This is a genomic window from Frateuria aurantia DSM 6220 (genome assembly GCF_000242255.2).
GTDB lineage: Bacteria > Pseudomonadota > Gammaproteobacteria > Xanthomonadales > Rhodanobacteraceae > Frateuria > Frateuria aurantia.
On record NC_017033.1, the window covers coordinates 2,243,879 to 2,267,480 of the forward strand.

The window sequence follows — 23,602 nt, forward strand, 5'->3', positions numbered from 1 at the left end:
TTTACCCTGACAATCTCACTGACGCTCAGACGCGCCCTGCGCCTATTGCATCAAACTCACGCTGAATCGGTGCTTAGAGCGTGATGAAGAAACACGCGCGTCCGAGGACTTGTTAATATATACGGTCCGCCGGATGCCTGGCCGCCGGATCCCCTGGAACGAGTTCTATGCCGATCACGCTTTACAACAGTCTGACCCGGACCAACGATGCGTTTGTCCCTCTCGATCCGCAACGGGTGACCATGTACCTGTGCGGACCCACGGTCTACAACTACGTCCATATCGGCAACGCCCGCGGGCCTGTCGTCTTCGACGTCCTGGTCCGACTGCTGCGGAAAACCTACCCCAAGGTGGTTTTTGCGCGCAACATCACCGATGTGGACGACAAGATCAATGCCGCCGCCGCCCTGCAGCAGGTACCGATCCAGGTCATCACCGACCGCTTCGCCCAGGCCTACCGGCAGGATATGGCCGCACTGGGTGTCATGCCGCCGGATATCGAACCCTGTGCCACCGACCATATCCAGACCATCATCGAGATGATCGGACAGCTGCTGGCGAACGGCCATGCCTATGCCGCCGAGGGTCACGTGCTGTTCGACGTGCCCAGTTACAAGGACTACGGACGACTGTCCGGGCGCGACACCGAGGAAATGATCGCCGGCGCCCGCGTCGAAGTCGCGCCCTACAAGCGCCACCCCACCGATTTCGTGCTGTGGAAGCCCTCCAGCGATGATCTTCCCGGCTGGGACAGCCCCTGGGGCCGCGGCCGACCCGGCTGGCATATCGAATGCTCGGCGATGACGGCCGCCCACCTGGGCGAGACCATCGATATCCATGCCGGTGGCGTCGACCTGCAGTTTCCGCATCACGAAAACGAGATCGCCCAGTCCAGCTGCGCTCATGGTGGCAAGCTGTTCGCACGCTGGTGGCTGCACAACGGCCTGCTCAGCTTCGAAGGGCGCAAGATGTCCAAGTCGCTGGGCAATGTGCTGCTGGTGCATGAGCTGGTGCAGCGGTATCCGCCCGAAGCCCTGCGCCTGATGCTGCTGCGCGGCCATTACCGGCAGCCGCTGGACTGGTCCGAGCATGCCATCACCCAGGCCATCCAGACGCTGGATGGCTGGTATCGCGTGCTGCGTGACGGCCCTTGCCTGCCGGACGGTCAGGAGCAGCCGATCGCCGCCGCCGTCGAAGCGGCACTCGCCGATGACCTGAATACTCCTCTGGCCCTGGCCGAGCTCTCGGCTCTGGCCGATCTGGCCCGTACCGAGGCCAGTGTCGAAGCCACTGCGACCCTGCGTGGCTCGGCGGCCCTGCTGGGTCTGCTGCAGCAGGATCCCGAGGACTGGTTCAAGCAGGGACAGGCGGATGCCGTGGACGAGACCCGCATCGAGGCCTTGCTGACCGAACGACGTGAAGCCCGCGCCAACCGCGATTTCGCCCGAGCCGATGCCATCCGTGACGAACTCACGACCATGGGTATCGCGATCGAGGATGGTGCGCAACAAACCCGCTGGAGTGTAATCAAGGCATGACCGAGCCGCTGGAACCCACCGCCGCCGCCGCCCAGGAGGCGATCGCCGATGAATTCGCCCTGTTCGGCGACTGGAGCGAGCGCTATCAGTATCTGATCGATCTGGGCAAGCAACTGCGCCCTCTGGACGAGGCCGACAAGACCGAGAGCTACCGCATCATCGGCTGCCAGTCCCGGGTCTGGCTGGTACCCTCGGGCACCGCCGAACGCTTGCATTTCGAGGCCGGCAGTGATTCGGCCATTGTCTCCGGCCTGATCGCTCTGGTACTGCGCGTCTATTCGGACCGGCCGGCCAGCGAGATCCTCTCCACCGAACCGGACTTCATTCAGGCCATCGGGCTGGCCAGGCACTTGTCACCGACCCGCTCCAACGGCTTGGCCGCGATGCTGGTCAAACTGAAGGCCTATGCGGCCAGCCTGGCCGGTACCGCACCCGCCTGATTCCGTCATGTGATGCCCAGCAGCTGATGTGCCGGGGCATCCGGACCGGCTAGGCGGTCGAGTGCGTCACCTCCCCCGCTGCCGACACGCATCGTCCCCGAACGGCCTATCACCGATCGGTCTACAACCAGCGCCCATCCCCGGCCGGCATGAGCCGGGGGCTGGCCGTTTTTCGTCGATTCCTGGTCAGACCGGCTCAGACCGGCCTCCAGTCAAGTTCAAGGCAAGATTGCATGCAGCACTGCTCGACCCCGCTCCGACCCCGTTCCGCCCGCAAAAACTGGTTGCCGCCGATGGCCGGCCTGCTGCTGAGTCTGGTCATCAGCTCACCGGCCCATGCCGCCTTTGAAGCCTGTCGCGCCCTTTTCCCCCATCACCATGTGCCTGCCGTACCGGCCGGCCGGTTCGGCAAGACCCGGGACCTGTGTTTCGACGACTTCGCGGTACTGTACTCACCGACAAGCCGTACGCCCGTCTACGGCGTCGAACGTCTGAACAAGCACGCGCTGCTCGACCACCAGAAGCGCACCAACCGCTTTTACGAGGAAGCCCGGCTCCGACCCGGCGAACGCTCCAGCCTGGCCGACTACCGGGCCACGCTCGGCATCCAGCATTTCGACCGCGGCCATATCGTGCCGGCGGGAGATCGCAGCACGGAAGCCGGCATGGCCCAGAGCTTTTCGCTGGCCAATATGACGCCGCAATACCCCTCGTTCAATCGTCGCACCTGGGCCGGCGTCGAGCGTGCCACCCGCAAGTATGTGATGCGTGCCAAGGGCGATGTCTACGTGTTCACCGGACCCTATTACGGCTCGCACCCGCAAAAACTGGGTCCGGACCAAGTCTGGATTCCCGACTATGTCTACAAGCTGGTGTATGACCCGACCACCGGCCGCTCCTGGGCCTTCTGGCTGCCGAACCTGCAGCAGGTGCGGATGCAGCCGCCCATTTCCTATCAGGAACTGGTCCGTCGCACCGGCATCCACTTTCTGGACTGAGTACCGCCGGGATTTGCAGCGACCCGGCAATCCTGCAAGCCCCCCCGAAGTTTCTCGTTGTGGATGTCCAGACTTCGGGAAGGCTTGCAGTCGCACTCCAAGGATCAATCAGTTGATCGCCTCGCCCAGCACTTCGACGATCCGGTCGGCGATGTACTGGACGTGGGTCTCCAGCGCGAAATGCCCGGTATCCAGCAGCTCCACGACGGCATTCGGGTTGTCCCGCTGGTAGGCCTCGGCTCCCGCTGGGATAAAGAAAGGATCACCCTTGCCCCAGATAGCCAAGGTCGGCAGCTTGGTGGTTCGGAAGAACTGCTGGAATGCAGGATAGAGCTTCAGATTGTTCTGATAATCATAGAACAGATCGAGCTGGATCTCTTTGTTGGCCGGCCGCTCTAGCAGCAGTGCATCGAGATAGTACGACTCAGGGGCAATCTGGCCAGGATCACCTACCCCCTCCACATACTGCCAGCGGGTCCCCTCCAGATTCAGAATTGCATCGCTGATGGCTTGCCGGCTTTCCGGCAGGCCATCTTCCCAGTACTTGCGGATCGGCGCCCAGGCCTCACCCAGGCCTTCCAGGTAAGCATTGCCGTTCTGGGAAATGATCGCACTGACACGCTCCGGATGTGCAAGAGCCAAGCGCAGACCCGTCGGCGCACCGTAGTCGAAGAAGTACATGGCGTAGCGCTTGAGGCCCAGCTTCTCGACGAAATCGCCGATCGTCCTGCCGATCGCATCGAAGGTGTATACATACTCTCGCTCGGCCGGGACTTCGGTGAAGCCAAAGCCAGGCAAATCTGGAGCAATGATCCGATAACGGGATGCCAGCAGAGGGATCAGATCACGAAACTGGTGCGATGAGCTCGGGAAGCCGTGCAAAAGAAGGAGCACAGGAGCGTCAGGCGCACCGGCCTCTCGATAGAAGACACGGACGCCATCAGCTGCGGCGAATTTGAACGCGACATGGGTGTGCTTGGACGGGGTCATTGCTCCGGCTCCTGTAACTTTCATATAGAGTTTTAGGGGTTACAATGACCCATTCTGCACGACATCTGTAACTAGTCAAACTATTTTTATGGGTTACCATGGCCATGGACACCCAATGGAGCCCATATGCCCGCCCCTGATCCTGCAGCGAACCTTCCGGCGCCTTACATGCTGGCAGACCATCCGGCGCTCGACCTGCTCAATACGGTAATGATGGTGGACGGACGAAAGACGGACCTTTTGAACAGTGATGAGCAAGCCAGCACATGGCTGGCTCAAGCTGGTTTTGGTCCGGCATCTTTACCATCGGCGAAAGGCGGAGTGCTGCTATCCAAGCTCCGCACCCTGCGGGAGGCGGTTGAGGTCCTCGTGCATGCACGGCGCGAGGAGCGCGGCGCCGACCCTTCGGTGCTCAACAGTTTCTTGCGTCATGCCGTACCGCAGTTGACATGGGGTGCACACCAACCTGAGCTGGACCGTTTTCATCACCACGATGAAGCCGGCCGCCAGCTCGCAAGGCTGGCGTACTCAGCAGCAGAGTTGCTGGCAGAGGGTGATTTCCGTCTTGTAAGGCAATGCGAGAGCCCGGACTGTTCACTCATGTTCTATGACCGAACCAAATCCCACAAACGACGCTGGTGCAGCATGGCCTTGTGCGGGAACCGTCACAAGGTGGCTGAGTTCCGAAAACGCCGCCAAGGCCAAACGGGATGAATCAGCTTGTCAGCAGCAGGCCTCGCAACGATTTGTAGGCCGGAGTAAAGCCGGGGCGTTGTTGCCAGCACGCCGAATCAGCTGGAGGCGGATTCAACCACCAACGCCTGCTCGGATCGGCCGGCTATACCACGCCGGCAAAGGCCGGAGCAAACGACGACCCCAAATTCGCTGGACAGGCGGCCAAAGATCTGGACGCACAGGAGAACGATCTGCGCACGGGGAGCGCGAGCTGCCTCACCACACGATGTATCGCTTCCCGAAGGATGTCGGCACTCATCTGCGATTCGGCATACATCTTCTTGAGCCGCCGGTATTCCTCCTTCAGCTCCTTCATGTGTCCCATCAGATATCCCACCGTACTTGGATCGCTGCCTGTGGAAGGTGGCCGGGCTGATGCCGTGCTGCCGGACAAGCGTCAGGCACGATCAGACCAGATATCGCCGCCAGATATCCAGGGGCCGGCCGGCATGGCTGGCCCTGGCCTCCCATTGAAAGCCGGCACGTCCCGCCAGCCGAGCCGAGACGATGTGGTCGGGATCCATGATTGCACTCAGTACACCGCCCGGCCAGCGCAGCTGCGCCCAGTCCAGTGCCGCCTGCAAGGCTTCCAGCGCATAGCCCCGTCCCTGCATCGCCGGCCGCAGCGCCCAGCCGGCCTCTGGCACGATACACATCGGCGGCTGCAGCGCCCTTCGATAATCGAAGAAACCCAGCTCGCCCACGTAATGACCACTGGAGCGCTCGATGATGGTCCACGAGCCATAGCCCATGACCTGCCAATGACCGATCTGCATCAGCAGTCGCCGCCATACGGCTTCGGCCTCCATCACCTGACCGCCGATGCAATGCACCACCTGCGGATCCGACCACAGCTCAAGGCTGGTCGAGAAATCATCCGTGTTGACCGGCCGCAAGAGCAGCCGCGCAGTCTGAAGAGAACGGTTCATGCCCCCTCCTTGGCACGGCGCTCAAGGCCGTCAAAGTTCAGCGGCAAGCGTCGATCGCCTGCGCCAGCCGCTCCACGCCGATGACTTCCAGATCACCCAGCTTGCCCGATTTGGGTGCATTGGCCTTGGGCACGATGGCGCGCCGAAAGCCATGGGTCATCGCCTCCTTCAGACGCTCCTCGCCATTGGGCACCGGCCGGATCTCGCCGGACAGGCCGACCTCCCCGAAAGCCACCGTGTGCTCGGGCATGGGCCGGTCGCGCAGGCTGGACAGCACCGCCAGCAGCACCGGCAAATCGGCGGCGGTTTCCTGCACCCGGATGCCGCCGACCACATTGACGAAGACGTCCTGGTCATAGGCCGCCACCCCGCCATGGCGATGCAGCACCGCCAGCAGCATCGCCAGCCGGTTCTGCTCCAGGCCAAGGGTCACGCGACGCGGATTGCCCAGCGATGACTGGTCGACCAGAGCCTGCACCTCGACCAGCAGCGGCCGGGTGCCTTCGCGGGTGACCATCACCACACTGCCCGGCGTCGGCCCCTGATGGGTGGACAGGAAGATCGCCGAGGGATTGGCGACCTCGCGCAGGCCCTTGTCCGACATCGCGAACACGCCCATCTCGTTGACCGCGCCAAAACGGTTCTTGAAGGCGCGCAGGATCCGGAAGCGGCTACCGGGATCGCCCTCGAAGTACAGGACGGCATCGACCATGTGCTCAAGTACGCGCGGCCCGGCGATGCCGCCCTCCTTGGTGACATGGCCGACCAGGAATACGGCCGTGCCGGTCTCCTTGGCGAAGCGGGTCAACTGGGCCGCCGACTCGCGGACCTGGCTGACCGAGCCGGGCGCCGCCGTCAGGGTCTCGGTCCAGATGGTCTGGATCGAGTCCACGATCAGGACCTTGGGCCGGGCTTCGGCCGTCTGCTCCAGAATCCGCTCGATGCAGGTTTCCGCCAAGGCGGCCAGCGGCCCCAGCGGCAGGCCCAGGCGCTGGGCCCGCGCGGCCACCTGGCCCAACGATTCCTCGCCAGTGACATACAGACCGGCCACGCCGGCCCCCACCTCGCCCAGCATCTGCAGCAGCAGGGTGGATTTGCCGATACCGGGATCACCGCCGATCAGGACCACCGAACCTTCGACCAGACCGCCACCCAGCACCCGGTTCAACTCACCGATGCCGACGCTGATCCGCTGCTCTACCGCGGTGGCCACTTCGGCCAGGGGCGTGGGCCGGGCGCGCTGGCTGGCGCCACCGGCATAACCGCTGCGGCGACCGGCCGCCGCATTGGGCCGGCTCGGGCCCAGGCTGATTTCACTCAAGGTGTTCCAGGCACCGCATTCAGGGCACTGGCCCTGCCACTTGCTGGACTCACCCCCACACTCACTGCATACGTAGGCTGTTTTCGCCTTGGCCACGACTCACCCTGCAACACTCGACTGGATTCAGGCCGCAGTTTCGCATGGGTCTGTCTCAGAGGACGAGACAAGCTGCTGCAGAATCGGATCCAGCAGCCCCGGGAACACCTGCTCCAGATCTTCGCGACGCAACCGGTTCTGATGCGTGGTGCCCTGGATCCGGGTCTCGACCAGACCCGCCTCCCGCAGGATTCTGAAATGGTGGGACATGCTGGACTTGGGACGCCCGCCATCCAGCGCGGCACAGCTGGCCGACTCGACGCCGGCCAGCTTGCGCACGATGTCCAGCCGTGTGGAGTCGCTCAAGGCGTAGAACAACCGCTCCAGCGTGAAGGCCTCGATGACGGGATGTTTGTAGGAACGCATGGACAGATGATAATCGAAGCCGCACTATATCCATAGTTCGCGTATTATCGAACTACAATTTTCCTCAACGCCATGGAGTCGAGCATGTCTGCCTTGTTCCAACCCTTGAAGCTCAAGGACATCACCCTGCGCAACCGCATCGCGGTGCCGCCGATGTGCCAGTACATGGCCCATGACGGCCTCGTCAATGACTGGCATCTCAGCCACCTGGCCGGTCTGGCCCGCGGTGGCGCCGGTCTGGTCGTGGTCGAGGCCACCGCCGTGGCCCCGGAAGGCCGGATCACCCCGCATTGCGCCGGACTGTGGACCGACGAACAAGCCCAGGCCTTTGTGCCCGCGGTCAAGGCCATCAAGGCCGCCGGCTCGGTTCCCGGCATCCAGATCGCCCACGCCGGTCGCAAGGCCAGCGCCAATATCCCCTGGGAAGGCGACGACCACATCCCCGAAGGGGACCCGCGCGGATGGCCGACGCTCGCCCCGTCGGCCATCGCCTTCGGCGGCAACCTGCCCAAGGTTCCCAAGGCCATGAGTCTGGAAGACATCAAGCGCGTACAGCAGGACTTCGTGGCCGCCGCCAAACGTGCTCTGGACGCCGGTTTCGAATGGCTGGAACTGCATTTCGCTCATGGCTATCTCGCCCAGAGCTTCTTCTCGGCCCATTCCAACCAGCGCACGGATGCTTACGGCGGCAGCGCGGCGAATCGCCACCGCTTTCTGCTGGAGACTCTGGCCGCGGTGCGTGAAGTCTGGCCGGAGCATCTGCCGCTGACCGCCCGTTTCGGGGTGCTGGAATATGACGGCCGGGATGAGGCGACGCTGGCAGATTCCATCGAGCTGGCCCGCCAGTTCAAACAAGGCGGTCTGGATCTGCTGAGTGTCAGCGTCGGCTTCACCATCCCCGAAACGCATATCCCCTGGGGGCCGGGCATGCTGCTGCCGATTGCCGAGCGGGTCCGTCGCGAATCCGGTCTGCCGGTATCCTCGGCCTGGAATATCGATACCCCGGAACTGACCGAGGAAGCCATTGCCAACGGCCAGCTGGATCAGGTGCTGGTCGGTCGCGCGCATCTGGCGGATCCGCACTGGCCTTACAAGGCCGCCAAAGCCCTGGGTATCGACAAGCCCTCCTGGGTGCTGCCGGCGCCTTATGCCCACTGGCTGGAACGCTATCGTCAAGGCTGAGTCGATGGCCGTCTCTGCCGCTCCGAGGGGATCGGCAGAGACGCCTGCCTCGCCGGACCCGGCCCATGACGAAAGTCCAGGCTGCCGCCCGGTCCTCTGGACCGGCCAGGTCCTTCGAGTGGATGATGACGGACTCGCCCGGGGTGGCCGCTTGCGGCCGATCCCTGCCCGCAAGCACTTGCCCAGGTCCCGCCCAAGCCATGACTGAACTGCCCAAAGCCTTGCTGACCAAGGCCACCATCCAGGCCATGCCCGCCACACGCCGCGTTCACGACCTGAATCCGAATGCCGTTCGCGATGTCCGCCGACTGGGCGAGGCCACCGGCCTCAGTCGACTCGGTGTCAATCTCGTCACGCTGCAGGACGGCCATGAATCGTCCGAATATCATCGCCATCACTACGAAGAGGAAGCCGTCCAGGTGCTTTCGGGCCAAGGCATCGCCACCCTCGACGAGACGGAGCATCCCATCGCCGCAGGTGATTTTCTGGGGTTTCCGGCCGGAGGCCCGGCCCATGTGATCCGCCAGCAAGGCAACGAGCCACTGGTCTTGCTGGTCATCGGACAGCGCCTGGAACACGACGTCTGCGATTATCCACGCCTTGGCCAGCGCCTGTATGTGGCCGGAGAGATGGAGGCTTTCGTCGCCCTGCCGGCCCCGCCGGTTTCTGCTCCCTGACTCGCCAGCCGAACATGGATGGTCCGGCCGGCCGGCTCAGCTGATCAGGCCGCGCCCACAGTAGTCGTCATCCAGAATAATGCGTGTCGTCACCCCGCCTCGCTGCCCCAGATGAGCCAGGATCAGACGGGTATAAAGCGCATCGGCCACCTCGGGGGGTACGGTGAATCCGGGATGGAGCTGCTGGCGCAGTGCCACCGCCTCTGCCACGAAGGCCATGCAACCCCGCTGCAACTCGGTACGGATCGCCCGGGACTGGCACTCCTCGGCACTGAGGGACTTGAACTCCCGCGCCAGATCACCGCTGTCGCCCAATACATATTTGCGGACCTGGGCATCATCCGAGCTCAGCAGCTTCTCCAGCTCGAAACTGTCACTGAGCATGCGGGAACCGGCGGACACAGGCTCGCCCTCGTCCACAAAACAGCCCCGTGCCCGCACGCTGGCCGGCAGACCCTTGCCGATGGCATCGGAAGTCGCCATGTAATAGCCGTCCACCGGTCCGCTGCCCAGCCGGTTCAAAGCCTTCTGGATGGTGCCCGAATAACCGACGTCCACCACCGCCGCATGCTGCGCCGACACCAGCCCCTGCTGTTCCAGATAACTCAGCAAGGCAGCCTTTTCCTGCGCGGCCTCCACCTGCATGTCGGGAAACAGCTCCCGCAGCAACGGCTCGATACGCCGGACATCGCGGGCCTGCACTTCCAGCGGCCTGCCCGCCCGCCAGATCCCCCGTCGATGGATGTCATCCCAGCGCTCACCGCTCAGTCTGAGACCATAGCGTTCATACAGAAAACTGGCCGCAGGTCCCGAATGGAAGACCTCCCGGGCAATCGCCAGTGCATCCTCGAAAGTCTCCAGCGTCGGCACGTTCACGGCACGCCGCGACACCTGCAGATAATGACTGCGCGGTGCCTCCCGCCGTCCGGCGCTCCAGGCATCGTAGACCTGCTTGATCAGCTGCCCTTCGCGGGCCAGAAAATAGAGATCCTCGATGCCGTCCTGGCGTGCCTGCTCCAGCACCCAGTCACAGAACGACACCAGCACCGGCCCCACGATATTGAATCCTGTACGGAAAGCGTCACCACCCAGCAGATCTGCATCTTCGGCATGGAAGTCCGCGATCTTGTTCAAATGGCGCCGCACCAGCAGGCCAGCCGTCAGCTCGCGATTCAGGGCCTGACCGGGTGCGCCCTCTTCCAGCCGCTGCAGGCTCTTGATCCAGCCACGGTAATCGGGAAGACAGCGCGCCAGATCCCGGGCCTTCAGCACATGCAGCACCTGAGCACCGAAGCGGTCTACCGGAATCTGCAGATCGGAGCGCTCGTTGTCGCCAACCATCAGCACCTGGTCACCGCGAACGGCTTCCTCAGCCAGCATCAGATCGTACAGCCGGCCATCGTCCTTGCGCACGCCTCGCTCACCGGAGAGATACAGCTGCTGCCAGCCACTGATATCGTGTCTGGCCAGCATGGTCTCGATCACCGACCGCTCCAGAAACATGTCGCTGATCAAAATAACCCGGCGCCCCGCTGCCACCGCCCGCCGCAACAGCGCCACCACCTCGGTACGCGGCGATACCGAGGCGATCTCGACCGCCTCCTCTTCGGCGCGGATCCGCGCCAGCCGATGCTCATCGCAAGCCGACAGCCGCTGGAACTGCCGGTAGATCTCCGTCAAGCCTACATCCCGTCCGGCCAGCTGGCGCGCCTGCGCTTCGGCGGGACCGCGGCAGCGGCTGAACACATCTCCGTCCTCGCGGCCCAGCCGGAGGGCAATCAGTTGCTTGGTATGATCGGCCTCAAGCAAAGGGCGAACCAGCAAGGTGTCGAAGATATCAAACGCCACCAATCGCAGGCCGGCATCCTGCTCGATCCGGTCGAACGTCGCGGAGGAACGGGCCAGATATTGCTGATCGACCCGGAAGGGTGACCAGGAGGGATGCACTTCGTCGGCGATGATGCAGGTCCGGTAACCGCGTGCCGTCGGCACCCACCCCAGCAGACGCTCCAGTGCATGGGCCGTGGTGCCGTCGGTCTGGCCCTGCTCCGGCGGAAAATCCTCCAGCCCCAGCTGCAGCTCGAACAAAGGACGCAGGCTCTCGCCTCTGGCCCAGAACATGGAGCCGGCCGGAAAATCGAAGTAATCCGACGGCATCGCGACGCCCAGCCGACTGCACAGCCGGGCGCCCTGATCGCGGTTCGCCAGCCAGCTGAAGGCGTAATAAGGCACCGACACATGGGTCTGCGGATAAATCATGCCCAGTCCGGGATCTCGCTGGAACAGGCCGAAGATCCGCCTCACGTTTTCCGGCGAACCCAGCAGGCCCTGCAGCAGATATTCGCGCCAGCCCTGGGTCGCACCGCCGTTGTAAAGCGACTTCTTGCTCTGGATATGACCGATGAAATCGTAACCGGCCAGAACCGCGCCGAACTCCACCAGCATCGGGGCGATATCGCGACCGCGGTTGGCGACCACCGAGACCTTCAGCTGCCGCACCTTGGCCAAGGCGCCGAAGTCCTTGCTGCAGCGCCCGGCCAGTTCATCGGTCGGTACCGAGACATACAAGTCGAACGGGTAAGGCATGGCTTGCAGCTGGCCGAGGAACTCCCCCAGCAGGTCGGCGTAGAACAGGTGACAATGCAGTGCAATACGCCCCGGCGCCTGCACCGGGCCGTCCGCAGCCTCGCTCAGGACCGTCAGGCCCGAGTCAGCGGGGTCCGGCATGTCCGCCCACTGCCGCTGAAACGAAGGATGGTGCCGGAACCAGCTTGGCCGCAACCGGAAGGCGAATTGCAGCAAAAGTCCGCGCCAGCGCAAGGGCGTGCGGTAGTAAAGCCGCCTGAGGCCCCGCCGGACGAGCCACTTCAAACCTTGGTGGCGAGCGCCTTCAGCGCCAGCCGACTCGCCGCCCCGCAATGCTCCCATAGCGTCCTGACTCTGGTAATGACTGCTGCCATGCAGGCCCTGGCCGGAATCTCCACGAGCCAAGTCCCGCCGAATCCGGAGGCCACCACCCGCGCAGGCTTCGATGCCAAGCCTTTGTCGCTGCAGCATATCACCCCCCACGAGCACCATGCCATGCCGGCGGGCCGGAGGCTCACCCCCCCACCCACAGCATCCAGCCATCGGGCGTAGCCACCCGACGGGTAGCAATGCCATAGACAGCACTGACCTGCGCGGCGCTCAGCACCTCGTCCGGATGACCGGCCGCCACCTGCCGTCCTTGCTGCAGCAGCACGACCTGGTCGGCGTAGCGAGCTGCCAGCGAGAGATCATGAATCGCCGCGATCACGCCGTAACCTTGGCAGGCCAAGGCCTGCAGGCGGCGCATCAAGGCATGCTGGTGGGCGATGTCCAGCGCTGCTTCAGGTTCGTCCAGCAACAGCCAGGCCGGCCCCTCGGGCGCGCCCCAGATCTGGGCCAGCACGCGGGCCAGCTGGACCCGCTTCTGCTCGCCCCCGGACAGTTCGGGGTACAGCCGCCCGACAAAAGTTTCGGCCTGGGCAGCCTGCATCGCCCGCTCCACGATCTGCCGGTTGCGGGATGCATCATCCCGACCTCGATACGGGCTGCGGCCCAGCATCACCACCTGTTCGGCATGGAATGCGAATTCCATCCGGCTGTGCTGGTTCAGCAAGGCCCGGCGCCTTGCCAGCTGCACAGGCAACCAGTCCGGCAAGGCCATCCCGTCCAGACTGACCTGTCCTTCGGTCGGCTCGATCAGACCGGCCAGCACGCCGAGCAGGCTGCTTTTGCCGGCACCGTTGGGCCCGGTCAGCACGGTCAGTTGTCCCGGCCGCAGCGTCAGCCGTATATCCTGCAGGACCACCCGGTGACCGCGTCGCAGCGCTACCGCCTCGGCCTGCAGCCATCCCGAGACAGCCGAGGCGGAGGCCGCCCGACAAATCGAAGCCACTGGGTTCACAAGCCTGCCCCCTGTCGTCTGGCCCTGAACAGCAGCCACAAGAAAAACGGTGCCCCCAGCAGCGCGGTCAGGATGCCAACCGGCAACTCGGCCGGCGCCACCATGCAGCGCGCCACCGTATCGGCACCGATCAACAGGCTGGCGCCGGCCAGCGCCGAGGCCGGCAGCAACGGGCGGTGATCCGGCCCGACCAGCATCCGCATCACATGCGGCACCAGCAATCCGACAAATCCGATCACCCCGCAGCAAGCCACGGCCGTACCGGTGGCCAGCGCCACCAGCGCGATCAGCTCGGCCCGCAGCCGGCGGGGCGCGAATCCCAGCAGCTGGGCATCAGCCTCGCCCAGCAACAAGGCATTCAAGGCCGCAGCCCTGCGCGGCAGCAGCCATACCGCCACCAGCTCCAACGGCAGCACCAGCCGGACATGGCGCCAATCGGCACTGGACAGACTGCCCAAGGTCCAGAAACTGAGGTCACGCAACTGCTTTTCATCGGCCAGATAGGTCAGCAGTCCCACCCCCGCCATCGCCATCGCATTGATCGCGACGCCGGCCAGCAGCAGCCCGGAGACGCCACTCAAGCCACGCCCCAGGGCATACACCAGCATGGTGGCCAGCATCGCACCTGCAAAAGCGGCCAGCGAGACCCCGGACATCGCCAGCAACGGAAACGCGGCCAGCGCCGCCCCACCGAGCACGATCATGCCGATGGCGCCCAGCGCCGCGCCGGCCGAGATACCGACCAGCCCCGGCTCCACCAGCGGGTTGCGAAACAGCCCCTGCATCGCGGCGCCGCTGGTCGCCAGACCCGCACCGACCGCCGCGGCCAACAATACTCTCGGCAGCCGCAAACCCAGCACGATGCCATCCATGGGCTCCGGCACCGCGCCACCGAGTCCGCGCAGCAGCGCACCGACCACTTCGCCGGGGCTCAGCCACATCGCCCCGCAACCGATACCGGCCACCAGCGTGGCCAGCAGCAGCACCAGCAAGGCAGCCAGTCGGCCACGGCCGGTACGGCGACGCATGCGAGTACCCAGCGCAGATGCCGGGATGCTCACGGCACCACGGCCGCCAACCGCTGCTGCAGATCCAGCTCACGCTCGGCGTTGCGCGGTCCGAAACCCAGCAAGGCCTGTCCGTCGACCATGATCAGCTGATGCTTGCGGGCCGCCGGCGTATCCGCGATGCCGGGCAGGCTCAGCACCGCCTCGGCACTGCTGTCTGCACGCTCGCTCATCAACAGGATGACCTCCGGTGCCAGCGCGGCCAGCGCCTCGGCAGACAAAGGCTTGTAGCCCTTGAAGCCGACCGCCACGTTCCGGCCACCGGCCAGCCGGATGGCCGCATCGGCGGCCGTATCCTGCCCTGCCGCCAAGGTACCGGCCGTGCCGGCCGACATCAGGAACAGCACACCCGGATGCCGTGTCATGGCTTCGGTCTTGCCGGCCAGCTGCCGGTATTGTCCGTCCAGCCGGCCGGCCAGTCTGGCGGCGCCCTGGTCGCGCTCCAGCCAATGCCCTGCGCTGCGGACCTTGGCCAGCACGGCCTGCGGATCTCGTGCTTCGGGCAGGATCCGCACCTTGACACCGGCATCCTGCAGCTGGCGGATCACGACCGGCGGCCCGGCATCGTGGGTCGCCAGAATCAGCCCGGGCCGCAAGGCCAGAATGCCCTCGGCGGCCAGCTGTCGCACATAGCCTACCTGAGCCAGCTTGCCGGCCTCCGCCGGCCAGGTGCTGGTCAGATCGACACCGACCAGTTCCGATTGCGCCTGCAGGGCATAGACGATCTCGGTGACATCCCCGCCCAGCGAGATCACCCGCTGCGGATCGGCCGCGGCGGCGGACATCGCCAGCGATGCCAGCAGCAAGGTCGCCAGAGCGCACAACCTCCGGCGCATCATGCGGCCTCCTCGACATGATCCGGCAGGCTGTCCGCCAGCGATCGCCAGCCGGCCAGTTCGGGCAGGCCCGGCTTGCGGTAGCCAAAGACCTGCACGATCAGTCGCCCGTCATTGTCGTAGAGTTCCAGCGAGGTGACTTCGCCTTCCGGGCCGGGTTTGCGGACCTGCCAGCTGCTGGCGACATGGTCCTCCCGCAGATGCAGGTTGAAGTCATCATCCAGCACGTTCAGCCACGGCCCCATCCGCTGTATGCGCCGGACCGGACCGGCATGGATCTGCACCACCCCGGGCGAGCCGACAAAGACCATCAGCCCCAGGCCACTGGCCGCCGCCGACTCCAGCACCCGGCCGATGCTTTCATTGGCCAGCCGTCGTGCCATCGGCGTTCCGACCAGTCGCAAGGCTTGCAGACGCCCCAGCTTGTGACGCCTCAACAAGCCGACAAACTGGTGCGGATCACGCAGCTCACGCCAGTCGGCCTGCAACTGCGGCACATCGATGGCATGGTCATCCTGCTGCTGCAGATAACTTTCGGCGACCGGTCGCAGTTCCGGCGAAGCCACCTGCAGAGGCGCCGTGAACTGGACAACCAACTGCAGCCAGGCCTCCATGTCGGTGTCTTCGGTAGCGTAGATCTTGTGCACGGCCCGGCCGTCGGCATCGAAGACCTGCAGACTGTGCAACAGGCCGGCCCGTCCCTGTTCGGTCACGGCATAGGCGTGAATCCAGTGCTTCAGCAGCAGGCGCAGGTCAATCGCGTCATTCAGAACCAGCCCCATCGACTGGGTGATGCTGATATGTGCGAAGCAGCCCTTTTTTTCATGCACGCAGCTTTCATTGCGGGTCAGCACCATCACCCGCCCCAGCCTCTCCAGACCATGGATGAGGGCCGACCAGGAAGGACTCAGACAGGTCACATCTTCGCCGCAACGACAGGCTACCAGCTCGGCCTCGCTGACATGCAGCCGGGCCGCCAGTTCGCGCGCGCGCAAGGCCGGCTCGGCTTCGCGCAGCGCTTGCGCACGCTGACGCAGCAGCAGCGGATCAGCCACGGGGCTCGCCATCGGGATGGCGGGGGAATCTTGATGGATGGAAGGATTCATGATGGGGTGCGCTCCTCAGAAAACAATGCGGGCAGTCATGCTGAAAGTCCGGCCAGGCATGCTCAGGCGATCCACCGGCACGCCATTGGCGCCGGCATCGTTCAGACCGTTGCCTGAAACCAGCCCACCCAGCGTGCCGCCATTGAGATTGCCCCAGTCCCAATACTTGCGGTCGGCCAGATTGCTGATGCCCGCATACAGCTCCACATGCTGGTCCGGGGAATAATGGGCATACAGATCCAGGGTGGCGTAACCGGGAGGCCGGTAGGTGCTGGCCTGATCCAGGCGGTTGTGCCGCCTTACCGCCGTGGCGGTGAACTCGGCGCCCCAGTGGCGGGCGTCATAGGTGACGCCCGCCACCAGCTTGGCCGGGTCAACGGTATTGAGGGGGGTGTAGCCGCTCTGGCCCGGCTGGATCAGACGGCCTGTGGCCACGGCCGCGCTGCCGCGGACCGCCCAGCCTTCCAGCGCCTCGCTGAAATATCCCAGCCGCAGACTGCCGCTGGCCTCGGCGCCCTTGATATACGCCTTGCGGGCGTTCACCGCCTGATAGAACATGTTGAGGAAAGCGCCCTGGGATATCTGATAGGCCCAGGCCGGGACCTTGTCGTCAGCCAGCGGATAGCCGGACCAGATGAAATTGCGGTAGCGGTCGTAGTAGCCGCCGGCACTGAACCAGCCCATGTCGCCCTTGCCGCGAATGCCGATTTCCACATTGCGGCTGGTTTCCGAGCGCAGATCGGCATTGGGCAGGTAGGCGATATTGATGCCGGCCACCGGCTGCTCGTTCCAGGCACCCGAGACCTCGCTGTACAACGGCGGCCGGAAACCGTGCGAATAGTCCAGATAGGCACTGAAAACATCATTGATATGCCACAGCACGCCGAATTTCGGCGAAGCATGGGTCTCGATATAGCTGGCAGCCACATAATCGCCGTTGTACTTGCGATACATCGCGTCATCGGACGGCTGATACTCGTAGTGGTCCAGACGCAGGCCCGGCGTGACGACGAGACGGCCGTCCATAAAGCTCAGTTCATCCTGGCCGAAGAGCGAATACCTGCGGGTGGAACTGGTCGGTATCAGATGCAGCGGATACGAGCCGGGAAGAAAGTCCTTGCCGCTGCCGGTGGCGCCGGTGAGCGTGTTGACGCCGTAGCCCGTCACATTCGCCGAATCGAAGGTGGCCGACACTTCGGCACCGTAACTGATCAGCTGACTGACCGCCTCGCCATCACCCAGAGCCTTGACGGCCACCAGCTTGCCGCCCAGCACGCGTTCGTTGGTCGGGGTGTTGTCATAAAAGCGCTGCACTACCCCGCTGCGGGTTTCGGTGCGGGTATGCGCCTTGCTCTGCTGCCAGTACGCGTCCCATTTCAGGGTATCGGCCAGCACGCCATCCAGATGGGGAAACCACTGGCCGACACTGGCCCGCAGTCGTCGATTGTCGTCCTGCGACTGGTAATAGGGAACGCTGGCGGTGATATTGGACAAGCCATCGGTGCGCGTCCGCCGGTCATTGCCTTCCACCGTATAACGATCCACCCGGCCGCTGTCGGCGGTGTGCACGTATTTCATCAGAAAGCTGGTCTGATGATAGGTCATCGGATCCACCCGCGTGCGACGGGCGCCGACACCGCCGACCGTGCCCATGCTGGAGGCCTCATGGCCATCGGTGTGATTCATGATCACCATCAAGGCATCACGGGCATTGCCGCCGGCCACGGTACCGGATGTGCCGAAGCTGCGGTCCGAACCGTCATAGGTTTCCTTCAGCGCCGCATACACCGGTTTGCCGGCTTGCAGGTAGTCACCCGGATCCTTGGTCACCATCGCTACCGTGCCGCCGAGGGCATCGGACCCGTACAAGGCCGACGCCGGACCGCGGATGATCTTCACGCTCTGCATGTCATCCAGATCCATGTAGTCGCGCCCCGTGCGGAAACTTCCGCCGGCGACATTGGCCCCGAACGAGGCCGGCATCGGAATGTCATCGACCAGCATGGCCGAGCGATTGCCCGACAGGCCGCGGATATTGAAGCTGTCCAGCCCGAAACGGCCGGCCGTGCCGATGACCGAAACTCCGGGCTCGTACCGGATCAGCTCACGGATATTGGTGACCAGATGGCGGTCCATCTGCTCGCGGGTAATCACCGAGATGGTGCCCGGCGCGTCGAGCTGGATCGAACCGCCGAGATTGCCGACGACATTGACGCCCGGCAGCGAGTGAACCTGGGCCGGGACGGGCTTCTGCCCGTCACGCGCGAGGCCGGAATCGTGACGGTCAGCCGTGCGCTGGGCCGAGACCGCCACGGGAAACAAGGCCGCGCCCAACAGCAGGGCCAGCGGTTTCAAACGAATCATGCGCGAACATCCTTTGCCTGGAATGGAATCGTCCAAAGCTGGCAAAGATGTTCCTCATGGAATCATCGGGCTGGCTGATCTGTCATTGACGGGAGGCACCGCCCAAGGCCGCGCCCGTTCCCCCGCGAGACCTTGCTGTCTCGCCGCAAATGCGAATATATCTCATTTGCGGCAAAAAAACAGCCGCGTCCGTCTGCCCGCGATCGGGAACAGGCTCAGCCGCCGCCGGCCGTGATCTCCCGCGCCAGCACCGAGTAGATGTCAGGCGCCAGCGACTGGGATACATTGAAGCGCAGATAGCTGTCGGCATCGGCCGCCTGGCTGAAGCTGCCCCCCGGTGCCAGCATCACCCCGGAGGCCAGTGCCCGGCGGGCCAGATCGCTCGCACTGATGCCCTGCGGCAGCCGGCACCACAGGAACATCCCTCCACGCGGCTCGGCCCAGGGCACGATGCCCAGCTCGCCCAATTGACGAATGGTATGGGTCATGGCCTCGGCCAGGCGCTTGCGCAGACCCTCCATATGCCGGCGGTAGGCCCCGCTACGCAACAGCTGCAGCAGCATCTCGGCGGAGAAGTGCCCGGACTCGAAGGCCGTCGCCAGCTTCAGGTCAACCAGTCCGGCCACCTCCTTCACCCCGGCCGCGATGTAACCGCAGCGTACCGAGGCCGACAAGGTCTTGGAAAAACTGCCGGTATGGATCACACGCTGCAGACCGTCCAGCGCCGCCAGCCTGGGCGCCGGCCGCCATTCGAAATCGGCCAGCACATCGTCCTCGATGATCCACATCTCGTGCTGCTGCGCCAGTTGCAGCAGGCGATGCGCCACCTCGAAACTCAGGGCGGCCCCCGTCGGATTCTGCAGACCCGAATTGGTGATGTACAACCGCGGCCGATGTCTGGACAGGCATTGCTCGAAAGCGGCCAGATCCGGCCCGTTCGGGGTATAAGGCACGCTGACCACGCTGGCGCGATGCGCCCGCAACATCGCATGAAAACTGAAATAGCAGGGATCGTCCACCAGCACCGTATCGCCCGGCTCCAGCAGATAACGGCACAGCAGATCCACCGCCTGGGTGCCTGATTCGGTCAACAGCAATTGCTCGGGACCAGCACTGATGCCCCGCTCGCCGATGCGACGGCACAGCAGCTGGCGCAAGGCCGGCAATCCCTGCGGCGTACCATAGGCAGTCAGCGGCGCCAGCGGCTGCCTCGCCATCGCCCGCAAGGCCCGCCGGATATCCTGATCCGGCATCCAGTCCGCAGGCAGCCAGCCACAGCCCGGCTTGTGCATGGCCTCACCGGATTCCAGTGCCTGCCTCGCCACCCAGACCGGATCACTGACATGCGAGCGGCGATCACCGGCATCATTCAGCGACAAGGGCACCAGCCGGTCACTGACATAAAAGCCGGAGCCGCGCCGCGCCTCGATCACACCTTCGGCCACCAGCCGGTCATAAGCATCCACCACCGTGGACACCGACACGCCGTGCATCTGCGCGCAGGCACGTACCGAAGGCAGTCGCGCCCCCGCCGCCAGGCTGCGGCTGGCAATCCGGTCCCGCATGTCCTGCATCACGCTTTCAGTGCGGCTGCCCCGGCGTGCGGCGGCTGTCGGATACGTCACGGCCACCTCTGTACCGGCTGATCTGTATCGGTGATTATACCTGTACAGTTCACTGAAATTGTATGGGTCTGTACCTGCCGCCTTGGCAGCAGACCGGGCATGGTATTCTCACAGACCCATACCGCCCGCGCGGACTGGCCTTCTCCACCTCAAGACAGTGACTGGATTCATGAGCAGCATCACCACTTCCACCACCGACTCCCGCCCGACCCTGCGTCTGAAGCTCGGCCTCGCCGAAATGCTGAAAGGCGGCGTCATCATGGACGTCTGCAACGTCGAACAGGCCGTGATCGCCGAAAAGGCCGGCGCCACCGCCGTGATGGCGCTGGAGCGCGTTCCGGCCCAGATCCGCGCCCAGGGCGGCGTGGCCCGGATGGCCAATCCGAAGCTGATCAAGGAGATCATGGCGGTCACCTCGATTCCGGTGATGGCCAAGGCCCGCATCGGCCACTTCGCCGAAGCCCAGGTCCTGCAGCACCTCGGTGTCGACTTCATCGACGAAAGCGAAGTGCTGACCATGGCCGACGAAGTCAACCATATCGACAAGCATGCCTTCGAGACCCCCTTCGTCTGCGGCGCCCGCGATCTGGGCGAAGCCCTGCGTCGCATCGCCGAAGGCGCGGCGATGATCCGCACCAAGGGTGAAGCCGGTACCGGCGACGTCGTTCACGCCGTCAAGCACATGCGCCAGATCATGCGCGACATCCGCCAGCTGCAGTCGATGAGCCGCGACGAGCTGTATGTCGCCGCCCGCGACCACCGCGCACCCTACGAGCTGGTTGCCCTGGTCGCCGAACTGGGCAAGCTGCCGGTGCCGAACTTCTCCGCCGGCGGCATCGCCACCCCGGCCGATGCGGCCCTGATGCGTCAGCTGGGCGCCGAAGCCGTGTTTGTCGGTTCCGGCATCTTCATGACCGATGGCAGCACCTTTGCCAGCGCCGAGGAAGCCGAAGCCCGCGCCCGCGCCATTGTCCGCGCCTGCACCCATTATGACGATCCGGCCGTGGTCGCCGAATGCAGCGAAGCGGTCACCGGTGCCATGCGCGGTCTGGCTGTGACCAGCCTGGAGCCCACCGAGCTGATGCAGGCTCGCAGCTGGTGAGTGCCCGCCGGCTTGGCGTCCTGACACTTCAGGGCGCCTATGCCGCCCATGCCCAGGTCCTGGAGCGCCTCGGCGCCCAGGTCCGGCCGGTCCGTCTGCCCGCCGACTTCGAGGGGCTGGACGGGCTGGTGATACCGGGCGGTGAATCGACCACGATGCTGCGACTGCTGGAGCGTGACGAGATGTTTGCCGCGCTGCAGAACTATGCCCGTCACAAGCCCTGCCTGGGCACCTGTGCCGGCGCGATTCTGCTGGCCCACCAGGTCAGTCCGGCCCAGGCCAGCCTGGATATTCTGGATATCGACGTGCAGCGCAACGGCTACGGCCGCCAGCTGGATTCGGCCATCATCAGCGGTCCGACCGCCCTGCCGGGTGGCCCGCTGGAAATGGTGTTTATCCGTGCGCCCCGCTTCACCCGCATCGGCAAGGATGTCGAAGTGCTGGCCGAGCGGGACGGCGAGGCCGTGCTGGTCCGTCAGGGCCGTCATCTGGCCGCCAGCTTCCATCCGGAGCTGGGCGAGGATCCTCGCGTGCATCAGGCCTTTCTGGACGGACTCTGAGTCAGGGCTGTCTCGTAACGGAAAACGACAAGGCCGCCCATGGGTGGCCTTGTCGTTTCAGATCCGATAGGCATCCGGATGCGGCCAGCGCGGCAACCCGCCCTGCCCTGAACGCGGATGGAAGTCCGGCGAGGGATACCGACAGCTGCATGGCCCCGGCCACCAGCCGCTTGCGCTGATCGAGCCGATGCCCTGCATCAAGCTTTCCGCCCCCTTCAGCAACCGCAGCACCGTCACCAGACCGGACACTGGCATGCCTCCCGGGCACTGAAGACCGGCAGAGTCAACCACGCGAACCACGTACCGCTCGCGTGGCGGCCGGCTGCCGCCTGCCCTTGATCACCTGTTCCCCGGCCCCGGGCCGCAACCACAGGCTGTCGACCACCCCCAGCAGCGAGACGCCGGCCACCACCAGAAACGCGATATGGAAGGCCGCTACCGAATGGCTCCCCGAAGTCAAGGCACTGCCCAGACGCCACCCCATCCCGCCCAAGGCCACGCCCAGGCCCATGGCCAGCTGGAACACCGTCGAAAACAGTGTATTGGCCGCGGTCATGGCCGGCTTTTCCACATCGGCAAAGGCGATACTGTTGAGTGCGGTGAACTGCATGGATCGCGCCATGCCGCCGAAAAACAGTACGGCACAGATCAGCCACAGCGGCGTCGCTGCCGTGAACAGAGCACAGACCGCGATCAGCAGACCGTTCAACAGCCCATTGCCCAGCAGCACCGGACGGAACCCCCAGCGCCGCATCACCGGTGTGGTCATGGGCTTCATCAGCAGATTGCCGGCGAACACCGCCATCAGTACCATGCCTGCCGACTCGGGCCGGTAGCCGAAGCCCAGCTGCAGCATCAACGGCACCAGGAAGGGAATGGCCCCGATGCTCATCCGGAACAAGGAGCCACCGACCAGGGCGGTGGCAAAGGTCGGAATCCGCAACGCGGCCAGCTCGAAGACCGGTGCCGAGGTCCGGCCAAGATGCCGCCAGGCAAGCGCCAGCAGGATCACGCCGAGGGCCAGCAAGCTCATCACCGATGGCATTGACGCCCCTTGTCGTGACAGCCATTCACCGGCCAGCATCAGACAGAGCAGCCCACCGCCGCACATCAGGAAACCGGGCCAGTCGAATCGGCGGCCGCCTTCCGGCTGCAAGCGTGGCACCCAGCGCAACGCCAGCCCCAGGGCTATCGCGCCCAGCGGCAGGTTCAACAGGAAATTCCAGCGCCAGTCACCATGTCCCGCGATCAATCCGCCCAAGGGCGGGCCCAGCACCGGGGCGATCAGCGCCGGCCAGGTCAATATCGCAATGGCCTTGACCAGCCCCTCTTTCGGCGTCTCGCGCAACACCAGCAAGCGTCCGACCGGCACCATCATCGCCCCTCCCATGCCCTGCATGACCCGGGCCAGCACAAAGGACCAAAGACCGGTGGCAAGCCCGCACAGCAGCGATGCGACAGTGAACACCGCGATCGCCAGCGCGAAGATGCGCCTGGGGCCGAAACGCTGTGCGGCCCAGCCACTGACCGGAATGAACACGCCCAGGGTCAGCAGATAGGCGGAAACCCCGACATTGAGATCCACCGGCGCCACCCCGAAGCTGGCCGCCATCGCCGGAATGGCCGGCATGATGATGGTGGCATCGAGGTTTTCCATGAAATAGGTGCCCGCCACCAGCAGGGCCAGCACGGTACGGGATACACCGGACTTCATGGATCCACCTTGGCCGCGCCGTCGTCGG

The 23,602-nt window shown here is 64.7% G+C and carries 21 protein-coding genes and 1 pseudogene; 8 read left to right on the plus strand and 14 right to left on the minus strand.

The annotated features are described in order from the left end of the window. Window positions 1–167: 167 nt before the first annotated feature. From cysS to FRAAU_RS10485, 3 genes are all read left to right on the plus strand, one after another. The gene (gene cysS / locus FRAAU_RS10475; RefSeq protein WP_014403504.1) at window positions 168–1,538 is read left to right on the plus strand and encodes a cysteine--tRNA ligase; all 1,371 of its coding nucleotides are present in this window, start codon (window positions 168–170) and stop codon (window positions 1,536–1,538) included. Then, window positions 1,535–1,978, plus strand: coding sequence for a SufE family protein (locus FRAAU_RS10480; protein ID WP_014403505.1), 444 nt, complete (start codon window positions 1,535–1,537; stop codon window positions 1,976–1,978). Before cysS ends, FRAAU_RS10480 begins: the two co-directional genes overlap by 4 nt. 293 nt (window positions 1,979–2,271) lie before the next feature. Then, complete coding sequence (locus FRAAU_RS10485; protein ID WP_041271049.1) at window positions 2,272–2,976, plus strand: DNA/RNA non-specific endonuclease; 705 nt, start codon at window positions 2,272–2,274, stop codon at window positions 2,974–2,976. Between the two features lie 108 nt (window positions 2,977–3,084). Here the strand turns inward: FRAAU_RS10485 and FRAAU_RS10490 are convergent, their stop codons facing one another. Then, window positions 3,085–3,966 (minus strand): alpha/beta fold hydrolase, encoded by an 882-nt coding sequence (locus FRAAU_RS10490; RefSeq protein ID WP_014403507.1) that lies wholly within the window; start codon window positions 3,964–3,966, stop codon window positions 3,085–3,087. Window positions 3,967–4,134: 168 nt separating this feature from the next. On the opposite strand from FRAAU_RS10490, the gene FRAAU_RS10495 reads away from it, so the two are divergent. Beyond that, on the plus strand, window positions 4,135–4,680 hold the full coding sequence (locus FRAAU_RS10495; RefSeq protein WP_217176220.1) for a CGNR zinc finger domain-containing protein: 546 nt from the start codon (window positions 4,135–4,137) through the stop codon (window positions 4,678–4,680). Between the two features lie 250 nt (window positions 4,681–4,930). Here the strand turns inward: FRAAU_RS10495 and FRAAU_RS17700 are convergent. From FRAAU_RS17700 to FRAAU_RS10515, 4 genes and pseudogenes are all read right to left on the minus strand, one after another. Then, window positions 4,931–5,096, minus strand: a pseudogene (locus FRAAU_RS17700) (IS3 family transposase); the annotation flags it as partial. A 12-nt stretch (window positions 5,097–5,108) separates the two neighbouring features. Beyond that, complete coding sequence (locus FRAAU_RS10505; protein WP_014403509.1) at window positions 5,109–5,630, minus strand: GNAT family N-acetyltransferase; 522 nt, start codon at window positions 5,628–5,630, stop codon at window positions 5,109–5,111. Window positions 5,631–5,667: 37 nt separating this feature from the next. Further along, on the minus strand, window positions 5,668–7,047 hold the full coding sequence (radA, locus tag FRAAU_RS10510; protein WP_014403510.1) for a DNA repair protein RadA: 1,380 nt from the start codon (window positions 7,045–7,047) through the stop codon (window positions 5,668–5,670). A gap of 27 nt (window positions 7,048–7,074) precedes the next feature. Continuing rightward, window positions 7,075–7,413, minus strand: a complete 339-nt coding sequence (locus FRAAU_RS10515; protein ID WP_014403511.1) for an ArsR/SmtB family transcription factor — start codon at window positions 7,411–7,413, stop codon at window positions 7,075–7,077. Between the two features lie 84 nt (window positions 7,414–7,497). Here FRAAU_RS10515 and FRAAU_RS10520 point away from each other — a divergent pair, with 84 nt between their 5' ends. Both FRAAU_RS10520 and FRAAU_RS10525 read left to right on the plus strand, forming a co-directional pair. After that, the gene (locus FRAAU_RS10520; protein ID WP_014403512.1) at window positions 7,498–8,595 is read left to right on the plus strand and encodes an NADH:flavin oxidoreductase/NADH oxidase; all 1,098 of its coding nucleotides are present in this window, start codon (window positions 7,498–7,500) and stop codon (window positions 8,593–8,595) included. Window positions 8,596–8,795: 200 nt separating this feature from the next. After that, window positions 8,796–9,272, plus strand: a complete 477-nt coding sequence (locus tag FRAAU_RS10525; RefSeq protein WP_041270530.1) for a cupin domain-containing protein — start codon at window positions 8,796–8,798, stop codon at window positions 9,270–9,272. Between the two features lie 36 nt (window positions 9,273–9,308). On the opposite strand, the gene FRAAU_RS10530 is transcribed toward FRAAU_RS10525, so the two are convergent. From FRAAU_RS10530 to FRAAU_RS10565, 7 genes are all read right to left on the minus strand, one after another. Beyond that, window positions 9,309–11,999, minus strand: coding sequence for a rhamnan synthesis F family protein (locus FRAAU_RS10530; protein WP_169314759.1), 2,691 nt, complete (start codon window positions 11,997–11,999; stop codon window positions 9,309–9,311). Between the two features lie 373 nt (window positions 12,000–12,372). Then, complete coding sequence (locus FRAAU_RS10540; RefSeq protein WP_217176221.1) at window positions 12,373–13,191, minus strand: heme ABC transporter ATP-binding protein; 819 nt, start codon at window positions 13,189–13,191, stop codon at window positions 12,373–12,375. 5 nt (window positions 13,192–13,196) lie between these two features. Beyond that, a complete protein-coding gene (locus tag FRAAU_RS10545; RefSeq protein WP_014403516.1) occupies window positions 13,197–14,228 on the minus strand; it encodes a FecCD family ABC transporter permease in 1,032 nt (343 codons plus the stop codon). Window positions 14,229–14,257: 29 nt separating this feature from the next. Beyond that, entirely contained in the window at window positions 14,258–15,106 is an 849-nt protein-coding gene (locus FRAAU_RS10550; protein WP_014403517.1) for a heme/hemin ABC transporter substrate-binding protein, read from the minus strand. Continuing rightward, window positions 15,103–16,209, minus strand: a complete 1,107-nt coding sequence (locus tag FRAAU_RS10555) for a hemin-degrading factor (protein WP_014403518.1) — start codon at window positions 16,207–16,209, stop codon at window positions 15,103–15,105. The genes FRAAU_RS10550 and FRAAU_RS10555 overlap by 4 nt, the downstream gene beginning before the upstream one ends. 15 nt (window positions 16,210–16,224) lie before the next feature. Beyond that, window positions 16,225–18,573, minus strand: coding sequence for a TonB-dependent hemoglobin/transferrin/lactoferrin family receptor (locus tag FRAAU_RS10560; RefSeq protein WP_014403519.1), 2,349 nt, complete (start codon window positions 18,571–18,573; stop codon window positions 16,225–16,227). A gap of 215 nt (window positions 18,574–18,788) precedes the next feature. Next, window positions 18,789–20,147: an aminotransferase-like domain-containing protein gene (locus FRAAU_RS10565; RefSeq protein WP_052317882.1), complete on the minus strand. Its 1,359-nt coding sequence runs from the start codon at window positions 20,145–20,147 to the stop codon at window positions 18,789–18,791. 220 nt (window positions 20,148–20,367) lie between these two features. Here FRAAU_RS10565 and pdxS point away from each other — a divergent pair, with 220 nt between their 5' ends. Together pdxS and pdxT are read left to right on the plus strand one after the other, a co-directional pair. Beyond that, window positions 20,368–21,300: a pyridoxal 5'-phosphate synthase lyase subunit PdxS gene (gene pdxS / locus FRAAU_RS10570; protein WP_014403521.1), complete on the plus strand. Its 933-nt coding sequence runs from the start codon at window positions 20,368–20,370 to the stop codon at window positions 21,298–21,300. After that, on the plus strand, window positions 21,297–21,860 hold the full coding sequence (gene pdxT, locus FRAAU_RS10575) for a pyridoxal 5'-phosphate synthase glutaminase subunit PdxT (protein WP_014403522.1): 564 nt from the start codon (window positions 21,297–21,299) through the stop codon (window positions 21,858–21,860). The genes pdxS and pdxT overlap by 4 nt, the downstream gene beginning before the upstream one ends. 57 nt (window positions 21,861–21,917) lie before the next feature. Here the strand turns inward: pdxT and FRAAU_RS10580 are convergent, their stop codons facing one another. Further along, window positions 21,918–22,115, minus strand: coding sequence for a hypothetical protein (locus FRAAU_RS10580; RefSeq protein WP_041270533.1), 198 nt, complete (start codon window positions 22,113–22,115; stop codon window positions 21,918–21,920). A gap of 28 nt (window positions 22,116–22,143) precedes the next feature. Then, a complete protein-coding gene (locus tag FRAAU_RS10585) occupies window positions 22,144–23,574 on the minus strand; it encodes an MFS transporter (RefSeq protein ID WP_014403523.1) in 1,431 nt (476 codons plus the stop codon). Window positions 23,575–23,602: the final 28 nt, after the last annotated feature.

Coding starts and splice junctions, on each gene's coding strand:
- cysS (WP_014403504.1), top strand. CDS start 168: ATGCCGATCACGCTTTACAACAGTCTGACCCGGACCAACGATGCGTTT.
- FRAAU_RS10555 (WP_014403518.1), bottom strand. CDS start 16,209: ATGAATCCTTCCATCCATCAAGATTCCCCCGCCATCCCGATGGCGAGC.
- FRAAU_RS10490 (WP_014403507.1), bottom strand. CDS start 3,966: ATGACCCCGTCCAAGCACACCCATGTCGCGTTCAAATTCGCCGCAGCT.
- pdxS (WP_014403521.1), top strand. CDS start 20,368: ATGAGCAGCATCACCACTTCCACCACCGACTCCCGCCCGACCCTGCGT.
- FRAAU_RS10520 (WP_014403512.1), top strand. CDS start 7,498: ATGTCTGCCTTGTTCCAACCCTTGAAGCTCAAGGACATCACCCTGCGC.
- FRAAU_RS10495 (WP_217176220.1), top strand. CDS start 4,135: ATGCTGGCAGACCATCCGGCGCTCGACCTGCTCAATACGGTAATGATG.
- FRAAU_RS10505 (WP_014403509.1), bottom strand. CDS start 5,630: ATGAACCGTTCTCTTCAGACTGCGCGGCTGCTCTTGCGGCCGGTCAAC.
- FRAAU_RS10480 (WP_014403505.1), top strand. CDS start 1,535: ATGACCGAGCCGCTGGAACCCACCGCCGCCGCCGCCCAGGAGGCGATC.
- FRAAU_RS10525 (WP_041270530.1), top strand. CDS start 8,796: ATGACTGAACTGCCCAAAGCCTTGCTGACCAAGGCCACCATCCAGGCC.
- FRAAU_RS10560 (WP_014403519.1), bottom strand. CDS start 18,573: ATGATTCGTTTGAAACCGCTGGCCCTGCTGTTGGGCGCGGCCTTGTTT.
- FRAAU_RS10530 (WP_169314759.1), bottom strand. CDS start 11,999: ATGCCGGACCCCGCTGACTCGGGCCTGACGGTCCTGAGCGAGGCTGCG.
- FRAAU_RS10565 (WP_052317882.1), bottom strand. CDS start 20,147: ATGCAGGACATGCGGGACCGGATTGCCAGCCGCAGCCTGGCGGCGGGG.
- FRAAU_RS10545 (WP_014403516.1), bottom strand. CDS start 14,228: ATGCGTCGCCGTACCGGCCGTGGCCGACTGGCTGCCTTGCTGGTGCTG.
- FRAAU_RS10580 (WP_041270533.1), bottom strand. CDS start 22,115: ATGCCAGTGTCCGGTCTGGTGACGGTGCTGCGGTTGCTGAAGGGGGCG.
- FRAAU_RS10515 (WP_014403511.1), bottom strand. CDS start 7,413: ATGCGTTCCTACAAACATCCCGTCATCGAGGCCTTCACGCTGGAGCGG.
- FRAAU_RS10585 (WP_014403523.1), bottom strand. CDS start 23,574: ATGAAGTCCGGTGTATCCCGTACCGTGCTGGCCCTGCTGGTGGCGGGC.
- FRAAU_RS10485 (WP_041271049.1), top strand. CDS start 2,272: ATGGCCGGCCTGCTGCTGAGTCTGGTCATCAGCTCACCGGCCCATGCC.
- FRAAU_RS10550 (WP_014403517.1), bottom strand. CDS start 15,106: ATGATGCGCCGGAGGTTGTGCGCTCTGGCGACCTTGCTGCTGGCATCG.